A 23,096-nucleotide genomic window follows, 5' to 3' on the forward strand; every position below is an offset into this window, starting at 1 on the left:
TCTTCGAACGCTTTTTTTTTATGTCTTTACCTTTTTATATGTGCTATAAATTACTCATAAAATTATTTCTGAATTAATTTATATTTACTTATATCACTTATATGGTAAAAGAAAAATTTTAGTTTATAATATGATTTATAAGCAACTTCTACATTCTATTCTTACCTTTGCAAAAAAATTATTTATGTCGAATATATATTTAGGTTATCATTTTACGATTGAACCGAAAGAACCAGGATCAGAAATTTTAATTGCTGAATTAGGCGAAAAGGCGTTTGAAACTTTTACAGAAACTGACAACGGAATTTCAGCTTATGTGAAGAAAGATTTATGGGATTCAACTATTCTGGATGACATTTATATTTTACAATCGGAAGAATTTAAAATTGAATATACTGTTGAAGAAATCGATCAGGTAAACTGGAACGAGGAATGGGAAAAGAATTTTGAAGCGATTGATGTAGACGGAAAATGCCATGTTCGCGCTCCTTTTCATCCAAAAACTGATGCCGAATTTGATATTGTAATCGAACCAAAAATGAGTTTCGGAACGGGGCATCACGAGACAACTCACATGATGATCCAACATTTATTAGAAATGGATGTTACGGGTTTAAAAACGTTGGACATGGGCTGCGGAACTGCAATTTTGGCTATTTTGGCCGAAATGAAAGGCGCTCAGCCAATCGATGCCATAGATATTGACAACTGGTGTTATTTGAATTCGATCGAAAATGCTGAACGCAACAATTGTAAACATATTACGGTTTACGAAGGAGACGCCGCATTATTAGCCGGTAAAAAATACGATTTTATTATAGCCAACATTAACCGAAACATCTTGTTGAATGATATGCAAAGTTATGTTGATGCTTTAAACCCAAAAGGAATTATTCTTTTTAGTGGTTTTTATGAAGAGGACATTCCGTTTATCGATGCTTCATGCACAGAAAAAGGATTGACTTATGTTAAAAAATTTCAAAGAAACAACTGGGTTTCATTAAAATACGTAAATTAGTTTTAGTAATTACAAAAGTACAAAAACCTAAAAAACATGAGTACTAAAGAAAAAGTAAGAGAAAGAGTTCGTGAAAAAGAAGCCGTTGGTTTCAATAACGAAATCATAGTTTATAACGACGATGTAAACACTTTTGATCACGTAATTGACACTTTAATGCGTGTTTGCAGCCATACAGCCGAACAAGCAGAACAATGTTCCTTAATTGTACATTACAACGGGAAATGCACCGTAAAAACGGGGCCAATCGACAAGTTAAAACCACAATGCACGCAACTTTTGGAAGCCGGACTTAGTGCTGAAATCGTTTAATTGCAAATAATTTAAAAAACATTGTATTTTATTTTATATTTGAAATAAAATACAATGTTTTTTTATGGAAGATTACGGAAAAATATTAATTATTGCTACGCCGATTTTTTTGGTTTTAATCATAATTGAAAAAATATACGGCAGCTATAAAAAAGAAGATACTGCTCCTTTAATAGACAGCGTATCGAGTATTAGTTCTGGAATTACCAATTCTGTAAAAGATGTTTTAGGTTTAAGCCTGACTTTTATTTCTTACGAATGGCTGGTTTCTAAAATTGCCATTTACCATCTCGAAGCTAATGTTCTCTCCTATTGCATTGCTTTTTTTGTCATCGATTTTTATGGGTATTGGAGCCATAGATTGGCGCATCAGATTAATTTTCTCTGGAATAAACATGCGATTCATCATAGCAGTGAGGAATTTAACCTGGCCTGTGCTTTAAGGCAGCCAATTGCAAGTCTGGTTAATTTGTTTACTTTTTTATTGATTCCGGCTGCTTTATTGGGCGTTCCTGCTTCGGTAATTGCTATTACATTGCCTCTTCATTTGTTTTTACAATTTTGGTATCATACCAAGCATATTAAAAAAATGGGGGTTCTTGAAAAAATTCTCGTAACGCCTTCACACCATCGCGTGCATCATGCGATAAATCCGGAATATTTAGACAAAAATCACTCGCAGATATTTATTTTTTGGGACAAGCTTTTCGGTACTTTTCAGGCTGAACTTGACGATGTTCCGCCAGTTTTTGGCATTACAAGACCAGCGCATACCTGGAATCCGATTAAGATAAATTTTCAGCACCTAACCTTATTAATCAAAGATGCATGGCGCGCAGAAAACTGGAACGACAAGCTTACTATCTGGTTTAAACCAACCGGATGGCGTCCGGAAAATTTCGAAGAAAAATATCCCGTACACAAAATAGAAAATGTTTATGATTTTGAAAAATACGGCACTCAAAATTCTCAGAAACTCATTTATTGGTCGGTTGCTCAGGTCTTAATTACGCTTTTATTTGTGACTTATTTGTTTGATAATATTGCCAAAATCGGCTTGCCAAATATCTTTATTTATGGCTTTTTTATTCTGATTACGATTTACAGTTATTCAGAATTAATGGATAAAAGCAAATACGCCATTTTTTGGGAAGCATTCCGTTTTATAGTAGCCGTTGCCATTATAACTTATTACGGAGATTGGTTTGGTTTAAATCAAATTTTTCCTGCTTCAAATTATATTATTCTAACTTATTTAAGCATGTCATTTTTAGCCTCTGCTTATTTTGTTACGAAAGATTTTAAAACCATTCAAAACCAATTAATAAATTCATAATCCCATTATGAGAAACGCCACCATTTTTAAAACTTTTATTGTATTTAGCACACTTTACTTACTTATTTTACTTATCGGATACGAAAATTTAGATTTGTTTTTAAAACCTATTTTAATTCCGCTTTTAGGATTTGGTGTTTATTTTTATCGAAAATTCCCCACTAAAAATACGCTCTTAGCTGCTTTATTATTTTCATGGATTGGCGATGTTATTTTACTTTTTGCCGATATTGCCGAAATCTATTTTATACTTGGGCTTGTTTCTTTCTTAACCGCTCATGTTATTTATTGTATTCTTTTTAATAATCAAATCAAAACTAAAGCCAATAAAAACAAAGTTGCTTTCGGGATTGGAAGTTTTGCAATTGCGCTTTATCTTATCGGAATGCTGTCTCTTTTATTACCTTCTTTAGGCGATTTAAAAGTACCTGTTATTGTGTACGCCAGCGTAATATCGATCATGCTTTTATTTGTTTTTAAAGGATTTTTGGTTTGGGAAGACCCAGGAAATAAATACATTTTTATTGGTGCAATTGTCTTTGTTATTTCAGATAGTATTCTGGCAATCAATAAATTTTACACACCAATTGAAAGAAGTTCGTTTTTAATCATGCTGACTTATCTTGTGGCACAATATCTGATTGTGGTTGGAGTATTAAAACTAAATCCTAAAAAAGTAGAATAGCTTATATAGACGAATAACAACATTTAAAAAGGTTTTCGTAGATTAATTTTTTATTTAATCCTTTAATCTGTGGCAAAAACTATTTTTACTTTTTACATTTGTACGACTAATACTCTTAAACCATGAAAAAAATAACCCTATTAATTGTTTTACTCATTACAGTGACTTCTTGTATGAGCACAAAATCGACTTTGAAAAATGTAGATGACAATGCTCCTGATTTAGTTTTGAAAAATGAAAACACATTTGTCATAACTCTTTTTAGTAAAGACAAAAAATATGGTTACGATCCTGATTACCCAATAAATATTTTTTTCCGAAGCACCAAAAATGAAGCGATAAACGAAACTCGTTTCCTAAATGCTCTTGCGGGACCAAATGGAGAAAAGATAACTTATGCACGATTAGAAACCTGCTGTCCTTTCCCAACTAAAAGAAGCGATATGGGTGCAGGATTCCTAAATGTTTATGAATTAAGATGGGAAGGACAAAAGAAACCTATCAAACTATATTTGAATGTTTACGAAAAAGGAATTTTAATGGTTCCGATGGGATTGAGTTTGAAGAAGGAGTAAATGATAAAGAAAATAATTTTAGGCTCAATAATTTTGTTATTTATCCTTTTTGGTTTTGTTGCGTATGGATTATATTTAATGGAAATCGAAGATCATTACGGTGATTTACAAGAAATTTATTTTGATTCGGAAAGTGGAGATATTATTGTAAATAATCAAACTCAAAAGTTTGGTTTAATTACAAAAAACTGGAAAAGAGTTGAAGTAATCACAAAAGAAAACGACACTTTAGATTTATATAATTTTATTTATGTAAATCAGGAAGAAAATAAATATGAAGTTTTCAGAAGTGAAAATGAGTTAAAAATCAATGAATTGAACTTCAGAAAAATAATAGAACTAAAAAGAAAAAAAATATTGGAAGTTATTATCAAAAAGTAAATTTATGTTCGGAATATCCCCATTTATTTTAATTATTTTCCCTTTATTTTTTCAACTTATATTTGGAAGAAAAGCGATCAACGAAATTATCAAATTAAAGTTTAAACTATCTCTTTTATTAGTTGTACTCTACATTCGTTTTATCAATTTTATCTTTTCACATTGCCTCTTATAATTTTAGAGAAAGCCTCGATGGAAGGAACTATGTTTGTGGAATGGGAATATTGGGAATAGTTGTGATATCAATATTTTTTCTATTATTCTTGCAATTGTTATTATTTCGCAATCCTTTATGAAGAAATCTTATGAAAAACAGTTGTTTTAAAACAGAAAAAAATGATTAAAACAAAAACTGCTTTTTTAATTTTCGCCTTTTTATGTATAATCGTATTTCCTTATTACATTGCTATTCTTTGCATAAACTCTGATTTTTTTAATTCCATAATTCCGGGTTGGCATACGAATATTGTTGGAGGAAAGGTAATTTTAAACTTAATTAAATTTGCAATTCTTAGCATTGTTACTTTTTATTATTGGAAACTTTTTAAAATTAAATCAGAAATAAATTTTAAAAAATTCTTTATTCATTTACTATTAACCCTGCCCTCTGTTTTAATTGCAAAACTTAATTTAGCTGATTTTATTGATTTGAACTTTAACGATCTTACAATCTTTGCTTCTCAAATTAAAATGCTCGCTTATATTCGTGTTTTTAGTAATATTCTATTTTTACTTGGACAGATTCTGTTTTGGAGATTTTATGTTAAATTTCAAAAAAATATTTGATTATTTCTCCTCCGCGAGCCCGAGTGTCTCGCTCGTGTCCGCGACTTGCAGGCACGAGCGAGACGCTCGCGCTAGCTATTGGGGTTTATTAAATTTTAAAAAAACATTTATTATTTCCTTTTATCCAAACTTTCTTTATAAACTTGCAGTATGAAAAAGATTACAACAAATAAAAAAACAATATTGGAATCAATTGCTAAATTGACTGTAGATAACAATGCTGTAAGTTTGTATTTAAAAGATAAAACTTCCATTACCACATTAAAAGAAAAAGGAATTACTCTTACCAATCCTTTATAATCATTTTTACAACGAAGATTCTAAATTTTTTTCTTAGTGATATAAATGTTTTAATTTTGATTGTGCTAAAAGGCATTTTAAGAAAGTTAAAAAAATCAAAATGGAACAATCAAAAAATCTATATAAAATTGAATCGGCTAGTTTCAATTTACAGCAATACTTAGACAGAATCAAATTTTCGGGGGAAATCGAATTGAATCTTGATGGCATCACAAAATTAATGCGCAGTCAATTGTTCAGTGTTCCATTTGAAAATATTGATGTTCAGGCAGGAAAAGCTATATCGCTTAATGGAGATGATATTGTAAATCAAATTGTGAATCTAAAACGAGGCGGTTATTGTTATCAGATCAATGGTTTGTTTTCTTTGGCTTTGCAGGAAATTGGTGTTCCGCATTATTATGTTGCAGCGCGACCTTTGGTGAATCCGGGGCAAAATGCTAAAACCCATTTGGGAATCATAGCAACCATCGAAAATGAAGAATATTTGATTGATTTGGGATTTGGAGGAAACAGCATTAGAAATCCTTTGAAACTTAGTGAAATTGAAACTGAGATTCAGCATGATTTTGACACTTTTACTTTGGCTAAAACAGAAGAAAACGAATTTTTATTGCAAATCATGATTGGGCAAGAATGGTCAAATCTCTATTCTTTTGATTTGACGCCACAAAGATGGATCGATTTTAAACCTGCGAATTATTACAATTACTCGCATCCGGATTCGATTTTTACTCAAAAATTAATTGTGGTTTTACAAAATCCGCTGGGAAAAAAAATACTATCTAAAAATTCCTTAAAAGTAATGTCAAATGGGGTCTCTGAAATTTTTTCTTTTGAGGATAGTCAATTGAATAATATCCTGGAAACTGAATTTAATTTGAGACTGGAAGAATCTTAATGCTTAATAATTCAAAACTTCTTAAAACTCATAATTCCACTAAACCAATAGCCCTGATGGGAGGGAAAATCCTTTTTTGAGAAAGCCTATTTTTTATGGTTTTTGCAGAGCGACCGGAGGAAGCTCCTGCAAAGACCAATAAAAAAAGGTTTTGGAGAAAAAGATTGGAAGGACAGCAGAATTAGCTTCTTAAAATAATCTTAAATCCTCATCCGCTATTCATAAATCATAACTACCTTTGCACTGTCAAAAAATCATACTATGAACATACAACATATTCCACAAATTAAGCACACTGATAGCGGAAATTTCTTTTTATTGGCGGGACCTTGCGCTATTGAAGGAGAAGAAATGGCTCTTAGAATTGCTGAAAAATTAGTTGGTATTACCGACAAACTTCAGATTCCTTATGTATTTAAAGGATCATTTAAAAAAGCCAACCGTTCTCGAATCGACAGTTTTTCGGGAATTGGTGACGAAAAAGCATTAAAAATTTTAAGAAAGGTTTCAGAGACTTTTCACGTTCCAACTGTAACAGATATTCATACAAATGAAGATGCTGATATGGCTGCTCAATACGTTGATGTATTACAAATTCCGGCCTTTTTAGTGCGCCAGACTGACCTTGTGGTTGCTGCGGCTAACACTGGAAAAGTGGTGAACCTAAAGAAAGGACAATTTATGAGTCCTGAGAGCATGAAACATGCTGTACAAAAAGTATTAGATTGTCATAATGAGAATGTTATGGTTACTGATCGTGGTAGTATGTTTGGCTACCAGGACATGATTGTTGATTTTAGAGGTATTCCTACTATGCAGCAATATGCGTCTACGGTTCTTGATGTAACACATTCGTTACAACAACCTAACCAAACTGCCGGTGTCACGGGCGGAAGACCTGATATGATTGAAACTGTTGCCAAAGCGGGTATTGCCGTTGGTGTTGACGGGATTTTTATCGAAACTCATTTTGACCCTGCTAACGCAAAAAGTGATGGCGCTAATATGCTTCATTTAGACTATTTTGAAGGTTTAATGACGAAATTAGTTGCCATTAGAAAAACAGTTAACTCATTTTAATTTTAATACACGTTCATTGAAAACAAAAATTTTATTTTTGTTTCTGGCATTTGTTACATTAAACACATTCGCTCAGGAACAAATTGCAGTAGAAAGATACACAGCCCATAATAAAGGGAAATTCTTCGTTTCATGGGGAGGAAACCGCGATAGTTATACTAAATCTGATGTGAATTTCAGGGGGAAAGATTACAACTTTACGGTTGATAATATGGTTGCGCATGATAAACCAAAAGGATACCATGTTGATTATGTGAATCCGGCAAACATGACGATTCCGCAGACTAATTTTAGAATGGGGTATTTCATCAACGATCATTACAGCGTTTCTATTGGCTGGGATCACATGAAATATGTAATGACTCAGACTCAAACTGCAAATGTTACTGGTTATATTGATTTACCTGCTGATCAATCTGGATCTATTTACAATGGCGTTTATAATAATACACCTGTAGATATGTCTCAAAATGGTGCTGTCGAAGGTGGCTTTGAGAAAGGAACCGTTCAGCCAAGTCCTCCTGCTTTTTTAATGTACGAACACACAGACGGTTTGAATTATATTAATAGTGAGTTTTCCAGACATGACGATATTTCGAAATGGTTTGGTTTGCCTAATACTGATAAGGTTCAGATTAACTTAACTGAAGGTTTAGGTGCCGGACTTTTGTACCCGAAAACAAATGCAACTGTTTTAGGAAAAGAACGTCATGACGACTTTCATGTTTCTGGTTACGGTTTATCTGCAAAAGCGGGAATTAACTTTACTTTCTTCAAGTATTTTTACTTGCAAGGGGAATTAAAAGGCGGTTACATCAACATGCAGGATATTAGAACTACGGTAAGCAATGAAGACAAAGCTTCGCAAGACTTTTTCTTCTTTCAGAGAATTATTGCTGTTGGTGGAATTTTTAGAATCTAATATTTCATAAACATATTTAAAAAATAGTTATCATTTTGGTAACTATTTTTTTTGTTTTTTATTTGCTGAGTTTTTTGTAACACCGAATAAAATCACGCAAAGTCGCAGAGTCGCAAGATACTTTTTCAAGTGCTACAATTTGCGACTCTGCGACTTTGCGTGAAAAATTGCCCAGATAATCTTAAAAAAAACTTACTTATCATTAAATTCTTAACATGAAAAAAACAAAATATCTTTTTCCCATAATTACATTTTTAATCAGTTTTGGCTGTGCTTTGTTTGTGGCGATGAAGGTTTTCCCGAATAATCCGTTTTCGGGAACAAAGTCTGAAAATAGTGTTTTGGGAAAAGTTCACGATGGGGATATTATTTTTCAAACTTCGGAATCAAAACAATGTGAAGCGGTCCGAATTGCTACGAACTCGAAATTTTCACATTGCGGAATTATATTTTTTGTTAATGGTGGGGAATTTGTTTTAGAAGCTGTACAACCTGTAAAAATAACACCTCTTGAAGAATGGATCTCTCATGGAAGAGATCATAAATATGTGGTTAAAAGACTAAAAAATGCCGATACTATTTTGAACGACGAAACTCTTAGCAAAATGAAATCGTATGGTAAAAGTCTTCTGGGCAAAGAATATGATGGTTATTTTGAATGGACGGATAACCGAATTTACTGCTCTGAATTAGTCTGGAAAATTTATAAAAATGGTGCGGACATTGAATTATCAAAACTTAGACAGTTGAAAGATTTTAATTTAGAAGATGTGAGAGTTCAGAAAATATTGAAAGAACGTTACGGAAATGATATTCCGCTTGACGAGAAAGTCGTTGCACCTGCTGATCTTGTTAATTCTAGTTTATTAAAAACTGTAATTTATACTTATTAAACTGCCCACGGATTTCGCTGATAGAATCGATTTACACTTATATTTTAAAATAAAAAAGCGATGATTTCTCATCGCTTTTTTATTATTTTTTTGACTCTTAGTTCGCTGTTGGAAGCACAATTCCGGTTTGGTCAATTAAATAGATTAACGACGTCATGGTTGCTGCTCCTAATTCTAACTCTCTTTTGTTAATAGCATCAAATTTATCATTTGCTGCGTGGTGATAATCAAAATAACGTTGAGAATCTGGTTCTAAACCTGCTTTTACAATCGTTTTAGAAGTCAAATGCTCAATATCTGATCCTGCGTGACCTCTTAAGAAACTGTGAACAAAATAAGGCTCAAAAAGAGGTGCAAATCCTTGTATTTTTTTCAAATTTGCGTCGTCAGCTTCGATAGAAAATCCTCTTGGCGTAAATCCGCCTGAATCACTTTCCAAAGCAAAAATATGATTCTCGTTCTTTTGTTTTGAAACTTCTTCATATTTAGCACCACCTTTTCCACCATTTTCTTCATTCATAAACAACACCACACGAATCGTGTTTTTAGGTTTGTAGTTAAGGTTTTTAAGAATACGAACTGCTTCCATGCTTTGTACCACTCCCGCCCCATCATCGTGAGAACCATCCGCTAAATCCCAAGAATCTAAGTGACCTCCAACTACCATAATATTTTCAGGAGTTACAGTTCCTGTCAACTCTCCAATTACGTTATGTGACAATACATCTGGCAAAGTTTCGCAAGATTGTTTGAAATAGAATTTTAAGCTTGGGTTATTTTTCAATAATTTACTTAATAATTCAGCTCCATTAGTACTTATTGCAGCTGCCGGAATATATTGTGCTTTTGGCAAATCACCATAACTTTGCGCTCCTGCATGAGGGAAATCATCTAAACGCAAATTCAAAGAACGGACAATAGTTCCTACTGCTCCTAATTTACCAGCCTCTTTTGCTCCGCTACGTCTTTGATCTCCAGCTCCGGAATAAGCTTCAAAAGTTCCGATATTTTCAGGATTCATCGGTCTGTTGAAAAACACAATTTTTCCTTTTACTTTTTCGCCTAAAGCTTTTAGTTCATCAATACTTTTTACCTCGATTACTTCTGCAGTAATTCCAGTTTTTGGAGTTGCAACTGATCCTCCCAAAGCACAAATTGGCACAACAGTTTTAATTTTATTGTCTAAAATATATGCAGTTTCTTTTTCGCCACGAACCCAATGAGGCACCATCACCTCCTGAAGATAAACTTTATCAAGTCCTAAAGTTTCTAATTGCGATTTTGTGTATTGAACTGCTGCTGCAGCACTTGGAGAACCTGAAAGGCGGCTTCCAATATCATTAGATAAATACTCCAGCCAAGTGTAACATTTTGCCTCGGTTAAAGCTTTTTTATAAAATAATTTAATGTTTTTTTCATCATTTGACTGTGCAAAAGATGTCAATCCGTTTAAAACTAAAACAGTTAAAAGAATCGTTTTTTTCATAGGTTTAATATTATTTTTTGGGTTGTTGCACAAAGGAACAAAATTCTTCAGACGTGCCACGGATTTAAATCCAACTTTTCTCAAATTATTTTACCTCAATTAACTTATTTTGTGATCCTATTCCGTTTTCATTAAAAGCTTCAATTGTAAAGTAATATTTGGTGCCTTTATCCAAACCTCTAAAGTCATATGAATCTTCATTGTAAACCATAATACTGTTGTACAATTTATCAGGACTGATTCCGTAATAAATGTTATAACCTGTCGCGTCCGGCTGTTTTTTCCAGCTAATTATCGCATTGCGGGAATCTTTTGAATTTCTGACCACTTTAAAATTAGAAACCGCTTTTGGTTTTGAAGCCAATCCATTTCCGAAAACCCTGAAATCTGAAACAGCGAATAACCCTGAAGCATTATGAATGTTTACCATTTTAATATAGCGCGCTTTAATTGACTTTGTCAACTCCACATAATCGTGCGGAATGTCTTTAACATTTTGAGATTTATCAACCACTAATGTCCAATTTTGAGCATCATCAGACATAAAAATTTTGTACTGATAATAGATGTCCATTGCTTTATTGTATTGCGTTGCTTTATGATCTGCATAATTGATTTGCAGTGCATTTATCTCCATCGGTCTTCCTAAATCAAGCTGTAACCATTCGCCGGGATTATCTGTTTTTGCCGACCAATAGGTTTGAATGTTTTCATCGGTCAAATTTTCGGCACCATAACAAAATTTCTCATAGACTTTTTTTCCACCATTGTCCACTCTGTGAGTCTCCACTTCCATGCAATCTTCAAAAGATGAAACCGTAACTGGTTTTTTATACGAAAGCAACATCCATCCTGAAGAAGCTCCTTTCTCCTGATTTCTCAGATTCGTTGGAAGCTTGATCGGAAAATCGCCGTAAGACGTAATCGAGTACATAACATCGTCTTTATCAAATCCTGCGGGAAACATATCGATACGACGCTCAAAACGGTCTTTTATAGAGATTTTACACGTTCCGGTATTCCAGTAATTGCCGTAATTATCTGCAAAGGTATTTCCGTGTCCTGCTCCAATGACAAATCCACCCGGTTTATATGACATCGGATTGTGTTTTTGATACACAAATGGCCCTAACGGATTATCGCCAACGTGAACGCCATTTGCATACCCTTTAAACTCTGTCGCCGGCGCACCGTATTGCATATAATATTTTCCATTATGTTTAGTCATCCATGCTCCTTCGATAAAATTTCCCCAAGGTGCCGGTTCCATATCGTTATTGGGCCCAAAACGTTCCCAACCATGGTTTGCAGGATCTAAAATCGCAACTTCTTTTATCTGACCATAAGGACGCTGAATATCTTCAACTTCTGTGGCTTCATATAATTTTGCATAATCGGCCTGATTTCCTTTTGGAAGCCACGTTTTGTAATCTACTTCTACACCAACAAGCGGTAATTTTCCACTTGAACCGTAGTACATATAAACTTTTTTATCGTCATCCTGAAAAATCGCCGGATCCCAGGTTGGCAACATTGCTTTGTCGACATGTCTTAACCATTGTCCTGATTTTGGATCGGCTGTTTTCCATATTGGATGATCTCTTTTCCATGTTGAACCAACGTAAAATAACGTATCATTTACAACCCATGCTGCCGGAGCACACTGGTCATCATCGGCAGGTTTTCTCTGAAAACTTCCGTAGACAAATTTCCAATCTGACATGTCTTTACTCCAAAAATACCCTGCCTGATTGGTAGCAAATAAATAATATTCGCCTTTGTAAGTAATGATAACAGGATCTGCGCTTGAACGCCGGGATTCCGGGATTCCGTTGTGATTTTGTGTTGTATAATTATATCCGATATTGATTGGATTACAATAGGTTGTTGCTGGTTTATTGGGGTCAAACCATTCTGTTTTACCCGGAATATTCGCAGTTTGCGCGAAAACATTGCTGTTGAAAATCATCAAAAACAATACTATTCGCAGTGTGAGTATATATGTCTTTTTCATGATTTAATTTTTATTTTTAAAGTTTAAAAGATTACTTTTTTCTTTTAATCTTTCCTTTAATAGTTCAGGTTCATTTGTAGTTATGTAATTGAATTTATGATCAATAATCCAATCCATATCAGAAGCTTCATTAACCGTCCATGTATTTAGGATAATATGATTTTCTTTAGCTTCCTTAATCCATTCCGGATGTTTTTTAAAAACAGAAAAATGATAATCAACTCCCGAAATTTTATCTGATTTTACTTCTTTTGGAGATTTATTTCCTTCCAGATATTGTAAAACCGCCTTTTGATCTACTTCCCTTATTTGCTTTAAAATTTCGTAATCAAAACTTATGTAACAAGTGATTTTATCAGCTTTAAGTTTTTTGATCGTTTCAACCGTTTTTAAAGCTGTTTTTTTGCCTCTTTCCTTGCTTAATTCTGATGGTTTCACTTCACAAACTAAAAGAGTATGTTTGTTGTTTTTCTTACCTTCAGAAATATACTCGTGTAATGTTGGCAGCTTCTCTCCGTTTGAAAGTTTGAATTTTATTAAATCTTCATAATTAGTTTCTTCAATAGGCATTTTATTAAAGTGCGCATCGTGATTGATCACAAGAGAATCATCAGCCGTTCTCCACACATCAAACTCAGAACCAGCAAGTTTTAAATCAATTGCATGTCTCAGTGAAGCAATTGAATTCTCTGGCAGATTATTTTTTTTCCACGCTCCGCGATGCGCTACAATCGCATTATTACTAACATTACACGAAGAAGTTACCGCTAGCACTATTAAAAACGCTCCAAATTTTTTAGTTACATTCATAGGTAGAAAATTGTAATTTTTAAAGGCTTGTTTCATAGATTTACAAAAGAAAATCCTGTTTAATAGTGTAAAAAAAGCCCTTCGTATAACCAGTACGAAGGGCAATTACTAACCAACAAACCAATTAGTTAATTAACTCAAAACTAACTTTCTTGTCTGCAGCTGAATTTCCTCCAACGAAAATATCAAACTGTCCCGGCTCTGCTACAAATTGTAAATCAGAATTATAAAATTTTAAATCTTCAACTGTGATATCAAAAGTCACGGTTTGTTTCTCTCCTTTTTTAAGGGTTATTTTTTGGAAATTTTTCAATTCCCTAACTGGCCTTGTTACAGAACCTACTAAATCTCTGATGTATAATTGAACCGTTTCTTTTCCGTCGTAATTTCCTGTATTCGCAACATCTATTGTTACTTTTAATTTTCCATTGGAATGCATTTTATCCGAAGAAATCTTCAGGTTTGAATATTCAAAATTGGTATAACTTAATCCGAAACCGAATGGAAATAACGGCTCGTTTCTTTCGTCTAAATAATTAGATCTGAATTTTTCGAATTTACCTTCAGTATTGGCCAATGGTCTTCCTGTGTTTTTGTGTGCGTAATAAATTGGCACTTGTCCGACACTTCTTGGGAAAGTAGTTGTTAATTTTCCAGATGGGTTTACATCTCCAAATAAAACATCTGCAATAGCGTAACCCGCTTCAGTTCCTGCAAACCAGACATTTAAAATCGCCGGAACTGCTTCGTTTTCTTCTTTTATCACTAACGGACGACCATCGAACAAAACCAAAACAACTGGTTTTCCTGTTTTTAATAAAGCATTTAATAAGTCTTTTTGAGACTGTGGAATTTCTAAATTCGTACGGCTGCTAGATTCTCCGCTCATTTCTGCAGATTCTCCAAGTGCCGCTACAATTACATCTGATTGATTAGCAATTTTTAAAGCTTCTGCCAATAAATCTTCTTTAGAACGACTATCACGGTGCAGGGTTTTACCAAACATTGTCGCGTTAGTTTCGAAAGTTTCATTGTAATCTAAATTACTTCCTTTTGCATAAAGCACTTTCGTGGAAGGTCCTGCCACTTCTTTAATTCCTGCCAATAATGAAATTGCATTTTCCATTTTTGTAGCAACGCTCCAGGTTCCCGGCATGTTTTCTTTAGCATCTGCCAATGGCCCGATAAGTGCAATTGTCCCTGATTTTTTAAGCGGCAATACCTGATTTTGATTTTTCAATAAAACCAATGACTGCGCTGCAATCTGACGTGCTTCTTTTCTGCTTGCTGCAGTAAAAATTTCAGTTTTGGCTCTTTTTTCGTCGCAATATTTATACGGATCGTGGAATAATCCTAAATCGTATTTTGCTTCTAAAATAAGTTTAACGGCATTGTCAATTTGTTCGATCGTTACTTTTTTCTCATCTAAAGATTTTTTCAAAGTCGTTAAAAATCCTTCACCAACCATATCCATTTCAACACCAGCGTTTAGAGACAAAGCCGAAACCGCTTGTAAATCGCCCATTCCGTGTTCGATCATTTCGTTGATTCCGGTAAAATCAGTTACTACGAAACCTTTAAAGCCCCATTTTTTTCTTAAAACATCAGTCATTAACCATTTATTTCCGGTCGCCGGAATTCCGTCTACTTCATTAAAAGAAGCCATTACAGAACCTACACCGGCATCAACAGCTGCTTTGTAAGGTGGAAAATAATCGTTGAACATTCTGATATGGCTCATGTCAACGGTGTTGTAATCACGTCCTGCTTCTGGCGCACCGTATAAAGCGAAGTGTTTTACACACGCCATGATGGAGTTATTTTTTGAAAGATCATGTTGTTGGTATCCGTTTACCATTGCTTTCGCAATTTGGCTTCCCAAATATGGATCTTCTCCTGAACCTTCAGAAATTCTTCCCCAACGTGGATCGCGGGAAATATCTACCATTGGTGAAAATGTCCAGTTGATACCATCGGCACTTGCTTCCTGAGCAGCGATCTGAGCACTTCTTTCGATCAGATTCATGTCCCATGTACAAGATAATCCTAACGGAATTGGGAATGTTGTTTCATAGCCGTGAATGACATCCATACCAAAAATCAATGGAATTTTTAAACGGCTTTTTTCAACAGCTATTTTTTGAACTTCCTTAATTTTCTGAACAGATTTTATATTGAATAAACCGCCCACTTTCCCTTCAGCAATTTTTTTAGCCACATCAGAACTGTTTGCCTGCCCTGTTGTAATATCTCCAGAAGTTGGTAAATTAAGCTGTCCTAGTTTTTCGTCTAGTGTCATTTCTGACAAAAGTTCAGCTACAAACTCTGATTTTGGTTTAATTGTTACTGCATTTTTAGTGTTCTTTTTTTGAGCGTAACCCAAAACAGCGCATCCTAAAAAAAGTAAGACTAACTTGTTTTTCATGTGTCTTTAATATTTATTCTTATTGTTTCATTTTGAATTAAAATCCATACTTAGTAGAATTAAATCCAAGTTTTATTAGACCTTGTTTCGTTTCCGGTGCATTCATAAACAGCTTCCATAACAAACCGCTTCTGTAGTTTTCAATCATAGGTGCGATTGTCCCCTGATCGATAGCCAAATAGCGAGGTGTTACCCAATTATACTGTGGTGATAAAGCATCGTAAGGTCCCGCAATTCCCACATATTTTGCTTTGTTTTCATCATATAAAAAATGTAAAAACTTCATAGCTTCGACTGGCGCAAAAGGAAAAGAAGATAATGCGGCAGTTGGCGAAATCACGCCGGTATCATTGTTTGGCTGATGTGCGGTGTATCCTGTTGTTCCGTCAGGATTACGGGTGTAACTTGCTGTAAGTCCCCAACATTTATCAGAATACCCTTTCCATCCTTTCGGATTTGCAACACTGTGCTGCACCATGATTTTAGCATGATTTTGAGTCAATGCTCCATAATCTGCATATTTATCTTTTAGATTATTCGGGTCTAAACCTAAATATGAATAATGTGACCAAAACATTGGCCCAACATTTCCGACAGCGCCATTATAACTTAAAATAACCGGAATTCCGTATTGAGAACCTCCGTTTACAATTGCGCCATTTCTTGCCCACGCCTGATGATAGGCTTCCGCCGAAATAGGATGCGTTGGCGAAGATGCTGCCATCACGTATGTAATTAAACATTCGTTATAGCCTTCTAATTTAAAATTCATTTCCCAGCCATAATTCGGTGACCAGTGCCAGTATAAAGCATTTTCTCCTTTTGTGTACCAATCCCATTCTACTCCTTTCCAGAGTTCATCAGCTTTTGCAGCTAATTCTTTTTCGGCTGTACTTCCATTTTTAAAATATTCTCTAATAGTAATTAAGGCCTGACAAACGAAAGAAGTTTCTACTAAGTCTCCTCCGTTATCTTTTGTGCCAAACGGAATTACTCTTCCCGCTTTATTATCCATCCAGTGTGGCCATGCACCGTGAAATCGATCTGCTTTTTCAAGGAAAGCTAAGGCTGTGGCAAGTCTGGAAACAGCTTCAGCCCTTGGCAAAAAACCTCTTTCCACCCCTACTACAATACTCATCAATCCAAAACCTGAACCGCCTGTTGTGATAATATTCGATTCAAAATTCGGGTCTTCGGTAAGATATCTTTCTCTTGCTAATTTTGAATTAGGATCAGCATAATCCCAAAAATATTTAATGGCATCTTTTTGAACCTGATCTAATGCTTCAGCATCGGTTAAAGGTTTCACAGGAATCGTTGGGTTCGTTGGTAATGGCGTTCCTCCGCTATTGCCTCCTTCTGGTGAAGAGGACGAACAGGAGATAAAAACACTCAAAAAAAGGGTGATATAAAAACTGCTTTTCATTTTTTTTGCTGTGATATTAATAGTAAAAAATACACCTGGATTTTTTTACCCAGGTGTATTAAAGAAATTGCTATCTATTGTCTTTTTCAAGTTTGTATAAAGCGGAAACTTCATTGCTTGCAAGTGCCGCATCATAAATTCTGAACTCGTCCATTAACCCGGCATAACTTGTAGCCCAGTCTTGTTGAGAACCGTTGTTTAAAGGAGGTGTTGTTTCAAATTGATGATTTCCAAAGACAACTTTACCATTTGTACCAACCATCTGAAATGCTCCATATTTAGGCGCATTTTTCGCGTTGTCATAAGTACCGGGATCATCCGCATACCAAATTGCCGTACCTACAACTCCTGCTGCAGGAGCGTAAGGAAAACCAACAACATTTGCGCTTGGAGCTCCGTTGGTATAACAATTCATAGTGCTTGTTTTAGAATCGTAAGCAAGAACCACATGAACCCAGGTGTTTAAGCTATTATCTATATTTACGATAACGCTTTGTCCTTTCCAATTTACTCCAGCTCTTCCGTTTTCAACACCAAGTTTTAATCTTAATCGGTTTGGATTAGCGCTGTCCGGATTTTCTAAAAACACATTGATTCCACCCCAAAACTCAGTTGGTCGTACGATTGAAAAAATACCTTGTGCTCCTTTTCCTTGTCCAGGGCTTCCACCATCCGGAACCGTATTAGCAGTATTCATCCAAAATGAAATTGAATAATCGTTTAGAGAAGTGATTTTTGTTGTCCCATTTCCTATAGCATATCTCGCCTGAGAACTTGAACCCTGATATGCACTTCCTTTTGCACCGTCGGCAAAAGCTACGTTTGTTCCTTCAACTCCTGTAATGTTGCTTTTGCTATCTGTTAGATTTCCTTCAAAACTAAATTTGGAAATTAAATGGGCAGCTGCAACTTCATCAGAATTTTCATAACCTCCAATTGATTCATACGGAATTGGATCGTTTTCTTTATCTATACTATCCTCACAAGCCACAAAAACAGATGAAGCCACAACAAAAGAAAGCAAGAAAATATATTTATGTTTTTTCATTTTAATTGTCTTTAAGGATTAATAACCAGGATTTTGAGGACAAAGCGTTCCAGCTTGTTTTATGAACGCCGCCGGAATTGGGAATAATTCGTTTTTACCTTCGGTGAAAGTTTTTCCATCAATTGCGAAAGCAGCTTTAGCCTGGCCGGTACGAACCAAATCAAAGAATCTATCATGTTCAAAAGCCATTTCAACTCTTCTTTCTCTCCAGATTGCATTTCTGATATCTGCCTGAGAGGAATACGTTGTATTTGCCAAACCTGCTCTGTTTCTAATTTGATTTAATAATGGAATAGCTTCTGCTGTTTGTCCTAATTCATTTAAAGCCTCTGCTTTCATTAATAAAACTTCGGCATATCTCAGGTATTTAATATCAACATCTGTCTCCCAGGCGTCTGTATAGGCAGAAGAATAAGCTTTATAATTGTAGCGTTCGTTTTCAACAGTTGTTGGAATTACACGCCCATCATACAATGTGGATCCTCTAAAAATAATTGTAGCTGCTTTTCTAACATCACCTGGCTCATAAGCATTTACTAAACTTTGAGATGGCGTATTGAAACCCCAGCCCCAACCACCGGCACCACGAGCACCTTGTGTGTTAGAATACCCTTCGATTCCTTTGGCAGGTACTGCACCTTGTGCATAAATTTCGAAAATAGTTTCGGCATCAAATTTTCCAGTTGCTTTAAACATGCTTGCATAATCGCTAACAATAGAATACCCTGTAACTTTATTACAATTGTCTACTACTTTTTGCCAATTTTTTTGATACAAACTTACTTTTGCCAATAAAGCATACGCAGCTCCTTTTGATACTCTGGATCTTTCATTTGCAGCATAAGCCGTTTTTTCAGGTAAAGCCGCAATAGCATCATTTAAATCACTTTCGATAAATGCATAAACCTCTGCAGCAGTTCTGCGGGTTAATTGCATAATTCTATCCGGATCTGAACCCGGAACTGGCAGGTGATCTACAATTGGCACTCCTCCGTAGCATTTCACTAAAGTAAAATACATAAAGGCTCTTAAAAACTTGGCTTCACCGGCTAATCTGGCTCTCAAATTAGGATTTGCCTTATCTAATTTTGGAAGAATATTCAAAGCCTGATTACATCTGTTGATTCCATCATAATTAGCATTAAAAGTACTTTCCGCAGAAGGATTTGATGCATTATAAGTTAAGGCATCCAAAACATCCTTGTCTGTTCCTGTATCTCCCGGAGATGATCCTTTATCAGCATCATCAGAGGTTATACTTGAAAGACCAATCCAACCAAATGAGGTCATATCCCAATTCAGAAATTTGTTATAAATTGCAGTTACAAACTGAGCTGCTCCAGCATCGTTATTAAACAATTCAATATCGTCTGTAGAAATCGATTCTGTTTGATCCACATCTAAATAATCGTCTGCACAGCCGGTAAAAAAGAATGCTGATAATACAAACGTTGCTATATATATCTTTTTCATGATTTTAAAATTTTAAGTTAACTCCCATTACAAATGATCTCAAAGTTGGGTAAGCATCAAGCTCTACTCCCTGAGTTCCGTAAGGATTTCCGTCACCGTTTAATTCCGGAGAGAATCCTGAGAATTTTTGTGTAATAAATGGGTTTATAGCATTTACGTAAATTCTGCAGGAATTAATGAAATTAGTATTCTGCAAGGGCAGTTTGTATCCTAATGTAATGTTGTTTATTCTAAAGAAATCTCCTGATTCTAAATAATAAGTCGAAGCAACCGGAACCTGATTGAATGGTGCTGGATTTGAAGCTGTCAGATTATTAGGTGTCCAAAAATCATTGGCAAGAGTATCTTCGATGTTTTCTCCTGAAAAACGTTGTGCTTTTTTACCATTATAGACTTTTGCACCGCTTGTTCCGTAGCCATCTACAGAGAAATCAAAGTTTTTATAATTAAATCCTAATGATACTCCGTAATTAGATTTTGGCAAACTTGAACCAACATATTTTTTATCAGTAGTTGCGCTTAAAGCATCCTGAGTTACTTTAGCACCCGCAGCGTTATAATATAGCATTTGACCATTTGCAGGATCAAAACCAGCGTACTCATAAATATAGAAACTTCCTAATGGCTGACCAATTGTAGTATTGTCTAACAATTTAGTATCCTGACCGTTACCCAATCCTCCACCAATTAATGGAGATAAAATAACATTTTTCAAACCAGTAAGTTCATTTTGATTGTTTGAGAAGTTTCCTCCAATGAAATAGCTGAAATTCTCACCCACTTTATCATCCCAACGCAATGAAATTTCATAACCTTTATTTGAAACTTCACCCACATGTGCTGGAGAAAAAGTTGTGATTCCTGATGTAGAATAAGGTTTTGTATTTAAAATGATATTGCTTGTATTTCTGTCATATATATCAAAAGTTCCTTTTAATCTATTGGCTAATAATTCGAAATCTAAACCAATAGAAGTCTCTTTTGTAACCTCCCAGGATAAACTTGGATCAATTTGAGAGTTAATTGTTGTTCCTTCATTCAAAATAGAACCTCCCAAATAAGCATTTTGACCAGAGGTATAACTTGCTCTGTTTAATGGTACATTTTGATTTCCTAATTCACCCCATCCTCCTCTTAATTTTAAGAAATTAATCGTTTTTGAATCGGCCAAAAAGTCTTCTTTAGAAATAACCCATCCCACACCAAATGCAGGAAAAGTACCCCAACGATAATCTTTACCAAAATTCGAAGATCCATCACGTCTTACAGTTCCGGTAACTAAATATCTGTCCATTAATTTGTATTGAAAACGACCTAAATATGATGCCAGTTTTACTTCATTAAAAACTTCATCTTTGTAGCTCGTTACATTTGCAGCATATTCTACGTCTTTTAATGCCCAGTAATTTTCATTAGGGTTTACATTTTTTCGTTTGATGGTAAGCTTTTGGCGAGAACCTTTAACACTTGTTTCGATACCTGCTACAACTTCAAGATCGTGAATCTCAGAAAACACTTTATTAAATGTCAAATAGTTGGCTAAGTTCCAGTTGTAATATTCTTCTCTTCCTTTTGTCAATAAATTAATGTTGGCATTTGGGAATTCTTTATCATAATCGTCTGCAACTTTATTAGGATTCGCTGCCAGCCAGATATTTTTAGTATCGTCGAAATTATATTGATTCCAAGTATAGTATTCACCATTATATTGAGAAGTGAATTTTAACGATTCCAGAATTTCATAATCTAATTTCAACCCACCCTGTAATGTAATGCTTTTTTGTTGTTCATCATAAAAATCAAGTTGAGCAACCGGATTTCCAACATTGTTAAACGCAGATCCCGTTTGGCTTGCAAAACCATCTGGCCCAACTCTTGGAACTCCATATTTACCGTCAGAAAAACGAACAGGAACTATTGGCGATTGTTTGTAAGCATTTGTAAAAGCGCCTAATGGCTTAGGAGTAGATTTTGTAGAAGTAAAACTGAAGTTTTGATTTAAAGTCAGTTTTTTAGAAATTTTATACTCATTATTATTTCTAAAAGTAGTACGGCCATAAGATAGTCCGTTTAAAATTGCTTTTTCTTCGTAGTTTCCTAAACTGAAAAAATACTTTACAGTTTCGCCACCACCAGAAACAGAAACGTTATTTTGTGTATACGATCCGCTTCTTGTAATTTCATCAAACCAATCTGTATTAACTGGCTGGTCTTGTGAGAAAGTAGTATTTTGCAAAGCCACATTTGTATAATGTGAATATTTGTTACTACCCGCCATTTTCACCTTTTTAAGAGGCTCTCTTACACCAGCGAAGCTCTCTATTTCTACAGCAACTTTGTTATCTGCTTTACCCTTTTTAGTGGTAATTATGATAACCCCATTTGCCGCTCTTGTACCATAAATAGCCAACGCCGAAGCATCTTTCAGAATATCATAAGAAGTAATATCGTTCGTATTAATATTATTGATATTCTCAGTCTGCATTCCATCAACTACATATAAAGGAGTTCGACCTCCTAATGCAGTTCCTAAACCCCTAATTACAACAGAAGGTGTACTTCCTGGTAAATCAGATGAAATCACCTGTACCCCAGCCGCTTTACCCTGAATGGCCTGCGACGCATTCAGTACCTTCGTTTTAGTAATTTCTTCAGCTTTAATCGAGCTGATAGCTGTTGTATTATCAACTTTCTTTCTTGTTCCGTATCCAATTACAACAACTTCTTTTAAGGCTGTATCTTCAGATTCCTTTAAGGTAATCGTCATTGGCGCCGTGGTTGCAGGTACAGAAACAGCATTAAAACCCAGCATCGAAATTTTTAAAATCTCACCTTCTTTGGCATTAATTGTAAAATTTCCGTCGAAATCAGCATCAGCAGAAGTTTTGGAATTCGCAGCACTAATTACTGCTCCTGGAACTCCCATTCCGCTACTGTCTACTACTTTTCCTTTAATTGCCTGTCCTGACATATATGCCGGAAGCAATAAGAGAGCTAAAAAGCTAAAAATAAAATTTTTCATACAGTTCGTAATCGTTTAAGTTAGTAGAGCCAAATTAAACAATTACAACGTTGTAGTACATCAAATACCACCCCTACATAGCTACATCATTATGTTAAAATACAAGTATATTCTACTGAAAATCAATGCAATAAATGTTAAAACTTTTTTGTTAACATATCGTTATGATGTAGTAATGATGTATTAGAATTATATAAAAAATA

Annotated in this window: 20 protein-coding genes; 12 read left to right on the plus strand and 8 right to left on the minus strand. The window is 34.7% G+C overall.

Annotated elements, in window-relative coordinates:
- Window positions 1-184 precede the first annotated feature (184 nt).
- From prmA to J2X17_RS06480, 12 genes are all read left to right on the plus strand, one after another.
- Entirely contained in the window at window positions 185-1,018 is an 834-nt protein-coding gene (gene prmA, locus J2X17_RS06425; RefSeq protein ID WP_310295787.1) for a 50S ribosomal protein L11 methyltransferase, read from the plus strand.
- A gap of 36 nt (window positions 1,019-1,054) precedes the next feature.
- Complete coding sequence (locus tag J2X17_RS06430) at window positions 1,055-1,330, plus strand: ATP-dependent Clp protease adaptor ClpS (protein WP_294780715.1); 276 nt, start codon at window positions 1,055-1,057, stop codon at window positions 1,328-1,330.
- A 64-nt stretch (window positions 1,331-1,394) separates the two neighbouring features.
- A complete protein-coding gene (locus J2X17_RS06435) occupies window positions 1,395-2,666 on the plus strand; it encodes a sterol desaturase family protein (RefSeq protein WP_310295788.1) in 1,272 nt (423 codons plus the stop codon).
- A 7-nt stretch (window positions 2,667-2,673) separates the two neighbouring features.
- A complete protein-coding gene (locus J2X17_RS06440; RefSeq protein WP_310295790.1) occupies window positions 2,674-3,351 on the plus strand; it encodes a lysoplasmalogenase in 678 nt (225 codons plus the stop codon).
- Between the two features lie 122 nt (window positions 3,352-3,473).
- Window positions 3,474-3,926: a 2-dehydro-3-deoxyphosphooctonate aldolase gene (locus tag J2X17_RS06445; RefSeq protein ID WP_310295791.1), complete on the plus strand. Its 453-nt coding sequence runs from the start codon at window positions 3,474-3,476 to the stop codon at window positions 3,924-3,926.
- Window positions 3,927-4,307 carry a hypothetical protein gene (locus J2X17_RS06450; RefSeq protein WP_310295793.1) on the plus strand — a complete coding sequence of 127 codons (381 nt, stop codon included), beginning with the start codon at window positions 3,927-3,929 and terminating at the stop codon, window positions 4,305-4,307. It begins immediately after the preceding gene.
- 336 nt (window positions 4,308-4,643) lie between these two features.
- Window positions 4,644-5,093, plus strand: coding sequence for a hypothetical protein (locus J2X17_RS06455; protein WP_310295795.1), 450 nt, complete (start codon window positions 4,644-4,646; stop codon window positions 5,091-5,093).
- A gap of 150 nt (window positions 5,094-5,243) precedes the next feature.
- Complete coding sequence (locus J2X17_RS06460) at window positions 5,244-5,393, plus strand: hypothetical protein (protein ID WP_310295796.1); 150 nt, start codon at window positions 5,244-5,246, stop codon at window positions 5,391-5,393.
- 100 nt (window positions 5,394-5,493) lie between these two features.
- Window positions 5,494-6,294 carry an arylamine N-acetyltransferase family protein gene (locus J2X17_RS06465; RefSeq protein WP_310295798.1) on the plus strand — a complete coding sequence of 267 codons (801 nt, stop codon included), beginning with the start codon at window positions 5,494-5,496 and terminating at the stop codon, window positions 6,292-6,294.
- Window positions 6,295-6,555: 261 nt separating this feature from the next.
- Window positions 6,556-7,374, plus strand: a complete 819-nt coding sequence (gene kdsA / locus J2X17_RS06470; RefSeq protein ID WP_133507114.1) for a 3-deoxy-8-phosphooctulonate synthase — start codon at window positions 6,556-6,558, stop codon at window positions 7,372-7,374.
- A 16-nt stretch (window positions 7,375-7,390) separates the two neighbouring features.
- On the plus strand, window positions 7,391-8,296 hold the full coding sequence (locus J2X17_RS06475) for a hypothetical protein (RefSeq protein ID WP_310295801.1): 906 nt from the start codon (window positions 7,391-7,393) through the stop codon (window positions 8,294-8,296).
- Window positions 8,297-8,511: 215 nt separating this feature from the next.
- Window positions 8,512-9,189, plus strand: coding sequence for a YiiX family permuted papain-like enzyme (locus J2X17_RS06480; protein ID WP_310295802.1), 678 nt, complete (start codon window positions 8,512-8,514; stop codon window positions 9,187-9,189).
- A gap of 97 nt (window positions 9,190-9,286) precedes the next feature.
- Here the strand turns inward: J2X17_RS06480 and J2X17_RS06485 are convergent, their stop codons facing one another.
- The 8 genes from J2X17_RS06485 to J2X17_RS06520 all read right to left on the minus strand — a co-directional run bounded on the left by J2X17_RS06485 (window position 9,287) and on the right by J2X17_RS06520 (window position 22,893).
- Entirely contained in the window at window positions 9,287-10,675 is a 1,389-nt protein-coding gene (locus J2X17_RS06485; protein ID WP_310295804.1) for a M20/M25/M40 family metallo-hydrolase, read from the minus strand.
- 85 nt (window positions 10,676-10,760) lie between these two features.
- Window positions 10,761-12,689, minus strand: a complete 1,929-nt coding sequence (locus J2X17_RS06490) for a discoidin domain-containing protein (RefSeq protein ID WP_310295805.1) — start codon at window positions 12,687-12,689, stop codon at window positions 10,761-10,763.
- Between the two features lie 3 nt (window positions 12,690-12,692).
- Entirely contained in the window at window positions 12,693-13,499 is an 807-nt protein-coding gene (locus J2X17_RS06495; protein ID WP_310295807.1) for a glycerophosphodiester phosphodiesterase family protein, read from the minus strand.
- A gap of 124 nt (window positions 13,500-13,623) precedes the next feature.
- A complete protein-coding gene (gene bglX / locus J2X17_RS06500) occupies window positions 13,624-15,924 on the minus strand; it encodes a beta-glucosidase BglX (RefSeq protein WP_310295809.1) in 2,301 nt (766 codons plus the stop codon).
- A 37-nt stretch (window positions 15,925-15,961) separates the two neighbouring features.
- Window positions 15,962-17,350, minus strand: coding sequence for a glucoamylase family protein (locus tag J2X17_RS06505; protein WP_310295811.1), 1,389 nt, complete (start codon window positions 17,348-17,350; stop codon window positions 15,962-15,964).
- 70 nt (window positions 17,351-17,420) lie between these two features.
- Window positions 17,421-18,398, minus strand: a complete 978-nt coding sequence (locus J2X17_RS06510) for a LamG-like jellyroll fold domain-containing protein (RefSeq protein WP_310295813.1) — start codon at window positions 18,396-18,398, stop codon at window positions 17,421-17,423.
- 18 nt (window positions 18,399-18,416) lie between these two features.
- Window positions 18,417-19,871, minus strand: coding sequence for a RagB/SusD family nutrient uptake outer membrane protein (locus J2X17_RS06515; RefSeq protein WP_310295815.1), 1,455 nt, complete (start codon window positions 19,869-19,871; stop codon window positions 18,417-18,419).
- Window positions 19,872-19,875: 4 nt separating this feature from the next.
- Window positions 19,876-22,893 (minus strand): SusC/RagA family TonB-linked outer membrane protein, encoded by a 3,018-nt coding sequence (locus J2X17_RS06520; RefSeq protein ID WP_310295818.1) that lies wholly within the window; start codon window positions 22,891-22,893, stop codon window positions 19,876-19,878.
- Between the last annotated feature and the right edge of the window lie 203 nt (window positions 22,894-23,096).

It is taken from the genome of Flavobacterium aquidurense, from assembly GCF_031458035.1.
Lineage (GTDB): Bacteria > Bacteroidota > Bacteroidia > Flavobacteriales > Flavobacteriaceae > Flavobacterium > Flavobacterium aquidurense_C.

What these genes read in the sequence shown, in the direction of transcription:
- J2X17_RS06485 (WP_310295804.1), bottom strand. Translation starts at nt 10,675, where the DNA reads ATGAAAAAAACGATTCTTTTAACTGTTTTAGTTTTAAACGGATTGACA.
- J2X17_RS06460 (WP_310295796.1), top strand. Translation starts at nt 5,244, where the DNA reads ATGAAAAAGATTACAACAAATAAAAAAACAATATTGGAATCAATTGCT.
- J2X17_RS06440 (WP_310295790.1), top strand. Translation starts at nt 2,674, where the DNA reads ATGAGAAACGCCACCATTTTTAAAACTTTTATTGTATTTAGCACACTT.
- J2X17_RS06515 (WP_310295815.1), bottom strand. Translation starts at nt 19,871, where the DNA reads ATGAAAAAGATATATATAGCAACGTTTGTATTATCAGCATTCTTTTTT.
- J2X17_RS06445 (WP_310295791.1), top strand. Translation starts at nt 3,474, where the DNA reads ATGAAAAAAATAACCCTATTAATTGTTTTACTCATTACAGTGACTTCT.
- J2X17_RS06430 (WP_294780715.1), top strand. Translation starts at nt 1,055, where the DNA reads ATGAGTACTAAAGAAAAAGTAAGAGAAAGAGTTCGTGAAAAAGAAGCC.
- J2X17_RS06495 (WP_310295807.1), bottom strand. Translation starts at nt 13,499, where the DNA reads ATGAATGTAACTAAAAAATTTGGAGCGTTTTTAATAGTGCTAGCGGTA.
- kdsA (WP_133507114.1), top strand. Translation starts at nt 6,556, where the DNA reads ATGAACATACAACATATTCCACAAATTAAGCACACTGATAGCGGAAAT.
- bglX (WP_310295809.1), bottom strand. Translation starts at nt 15,924, where the DNA reads ATGAAAAACAAGTTAGTCTTACTTTTTTTAGGATGCGCTGTTTTGGGT.
- J2X17_RS06450 (WP_310295793.1), top strand. Translation starts at nt 3,927, where the DNA reads ATGATAAAGAAAATAATTTTAGGCTCAATAATTTTGTTATTTATCCTT.
- J2X17_RS06520 (WP_310295818.1), bottom strand. Translation starts at nt 22,893, where the DNA reads ATGAAAAATTTTATTTTTAGCTTTTTAGCTCTCTTATTGCTTCCGGCA.
- J2X17_RS06490 (WP_310295805.1), bottom strand. Translation starts at nt 12,689, where the DNA reads ATGAAAAAGACATATATACTCACACTGCGAATAGTATTGTTTTTGATG.
- J2X17_RS06465 (WP_310295798.1), top strand. Translation starts at nt 5,494, where the DNA reads ATGGAACAATCAAAAAATCTATATAAAATTGAATCGGCTAGTTTCAAT.
- J2X17_RS06455 (WP_310295795.1), top strand. Translation starts at nt 4,644, where the DNA reads ATGATTAAAACAAAAACTGCTTTTTTAATTTTCGCCTTTTTATGTATA.
- J2X17_RS06480 (WP_310295802.1), top strand. Translation starts at nt 8,512, where the DNA reads ATGAAAAAAACAAAATATCTTTTTCCCATAATTACATTTTTAATCAGT.
- J2X17_RS06510 (WP_310295813.1), bottom strand. Translation starts at nt 18,398, where the DNA reads ATGAAAAAACATAAATATATTTTCTTGCTTTCTTTTGTTGTGGCTTCA.
- prmA (WP_310295787.1), top strand. Translation starts at nt 185, where the DNA reads ATGTCGAATATATATTTAGGTTATCATTTTACGATTGAACCGAAAGAA.
- J2X17_RS06435 (WP_310295788.1), top strand. Translation starts at nt 1,395, where the DNA reads ATGGAAGATTACGGAAAAATATTAATTATTGCTACGCCGATTTTTTTG.
- J2X17_RS06505 (WP_310295811.1), bottom strand. Translation starts at nt 17,350, where the DNA reads ATGAAAAGCAGTTTTTATATCACCCTTTTTTTGAGTGTTTTTATCTCC.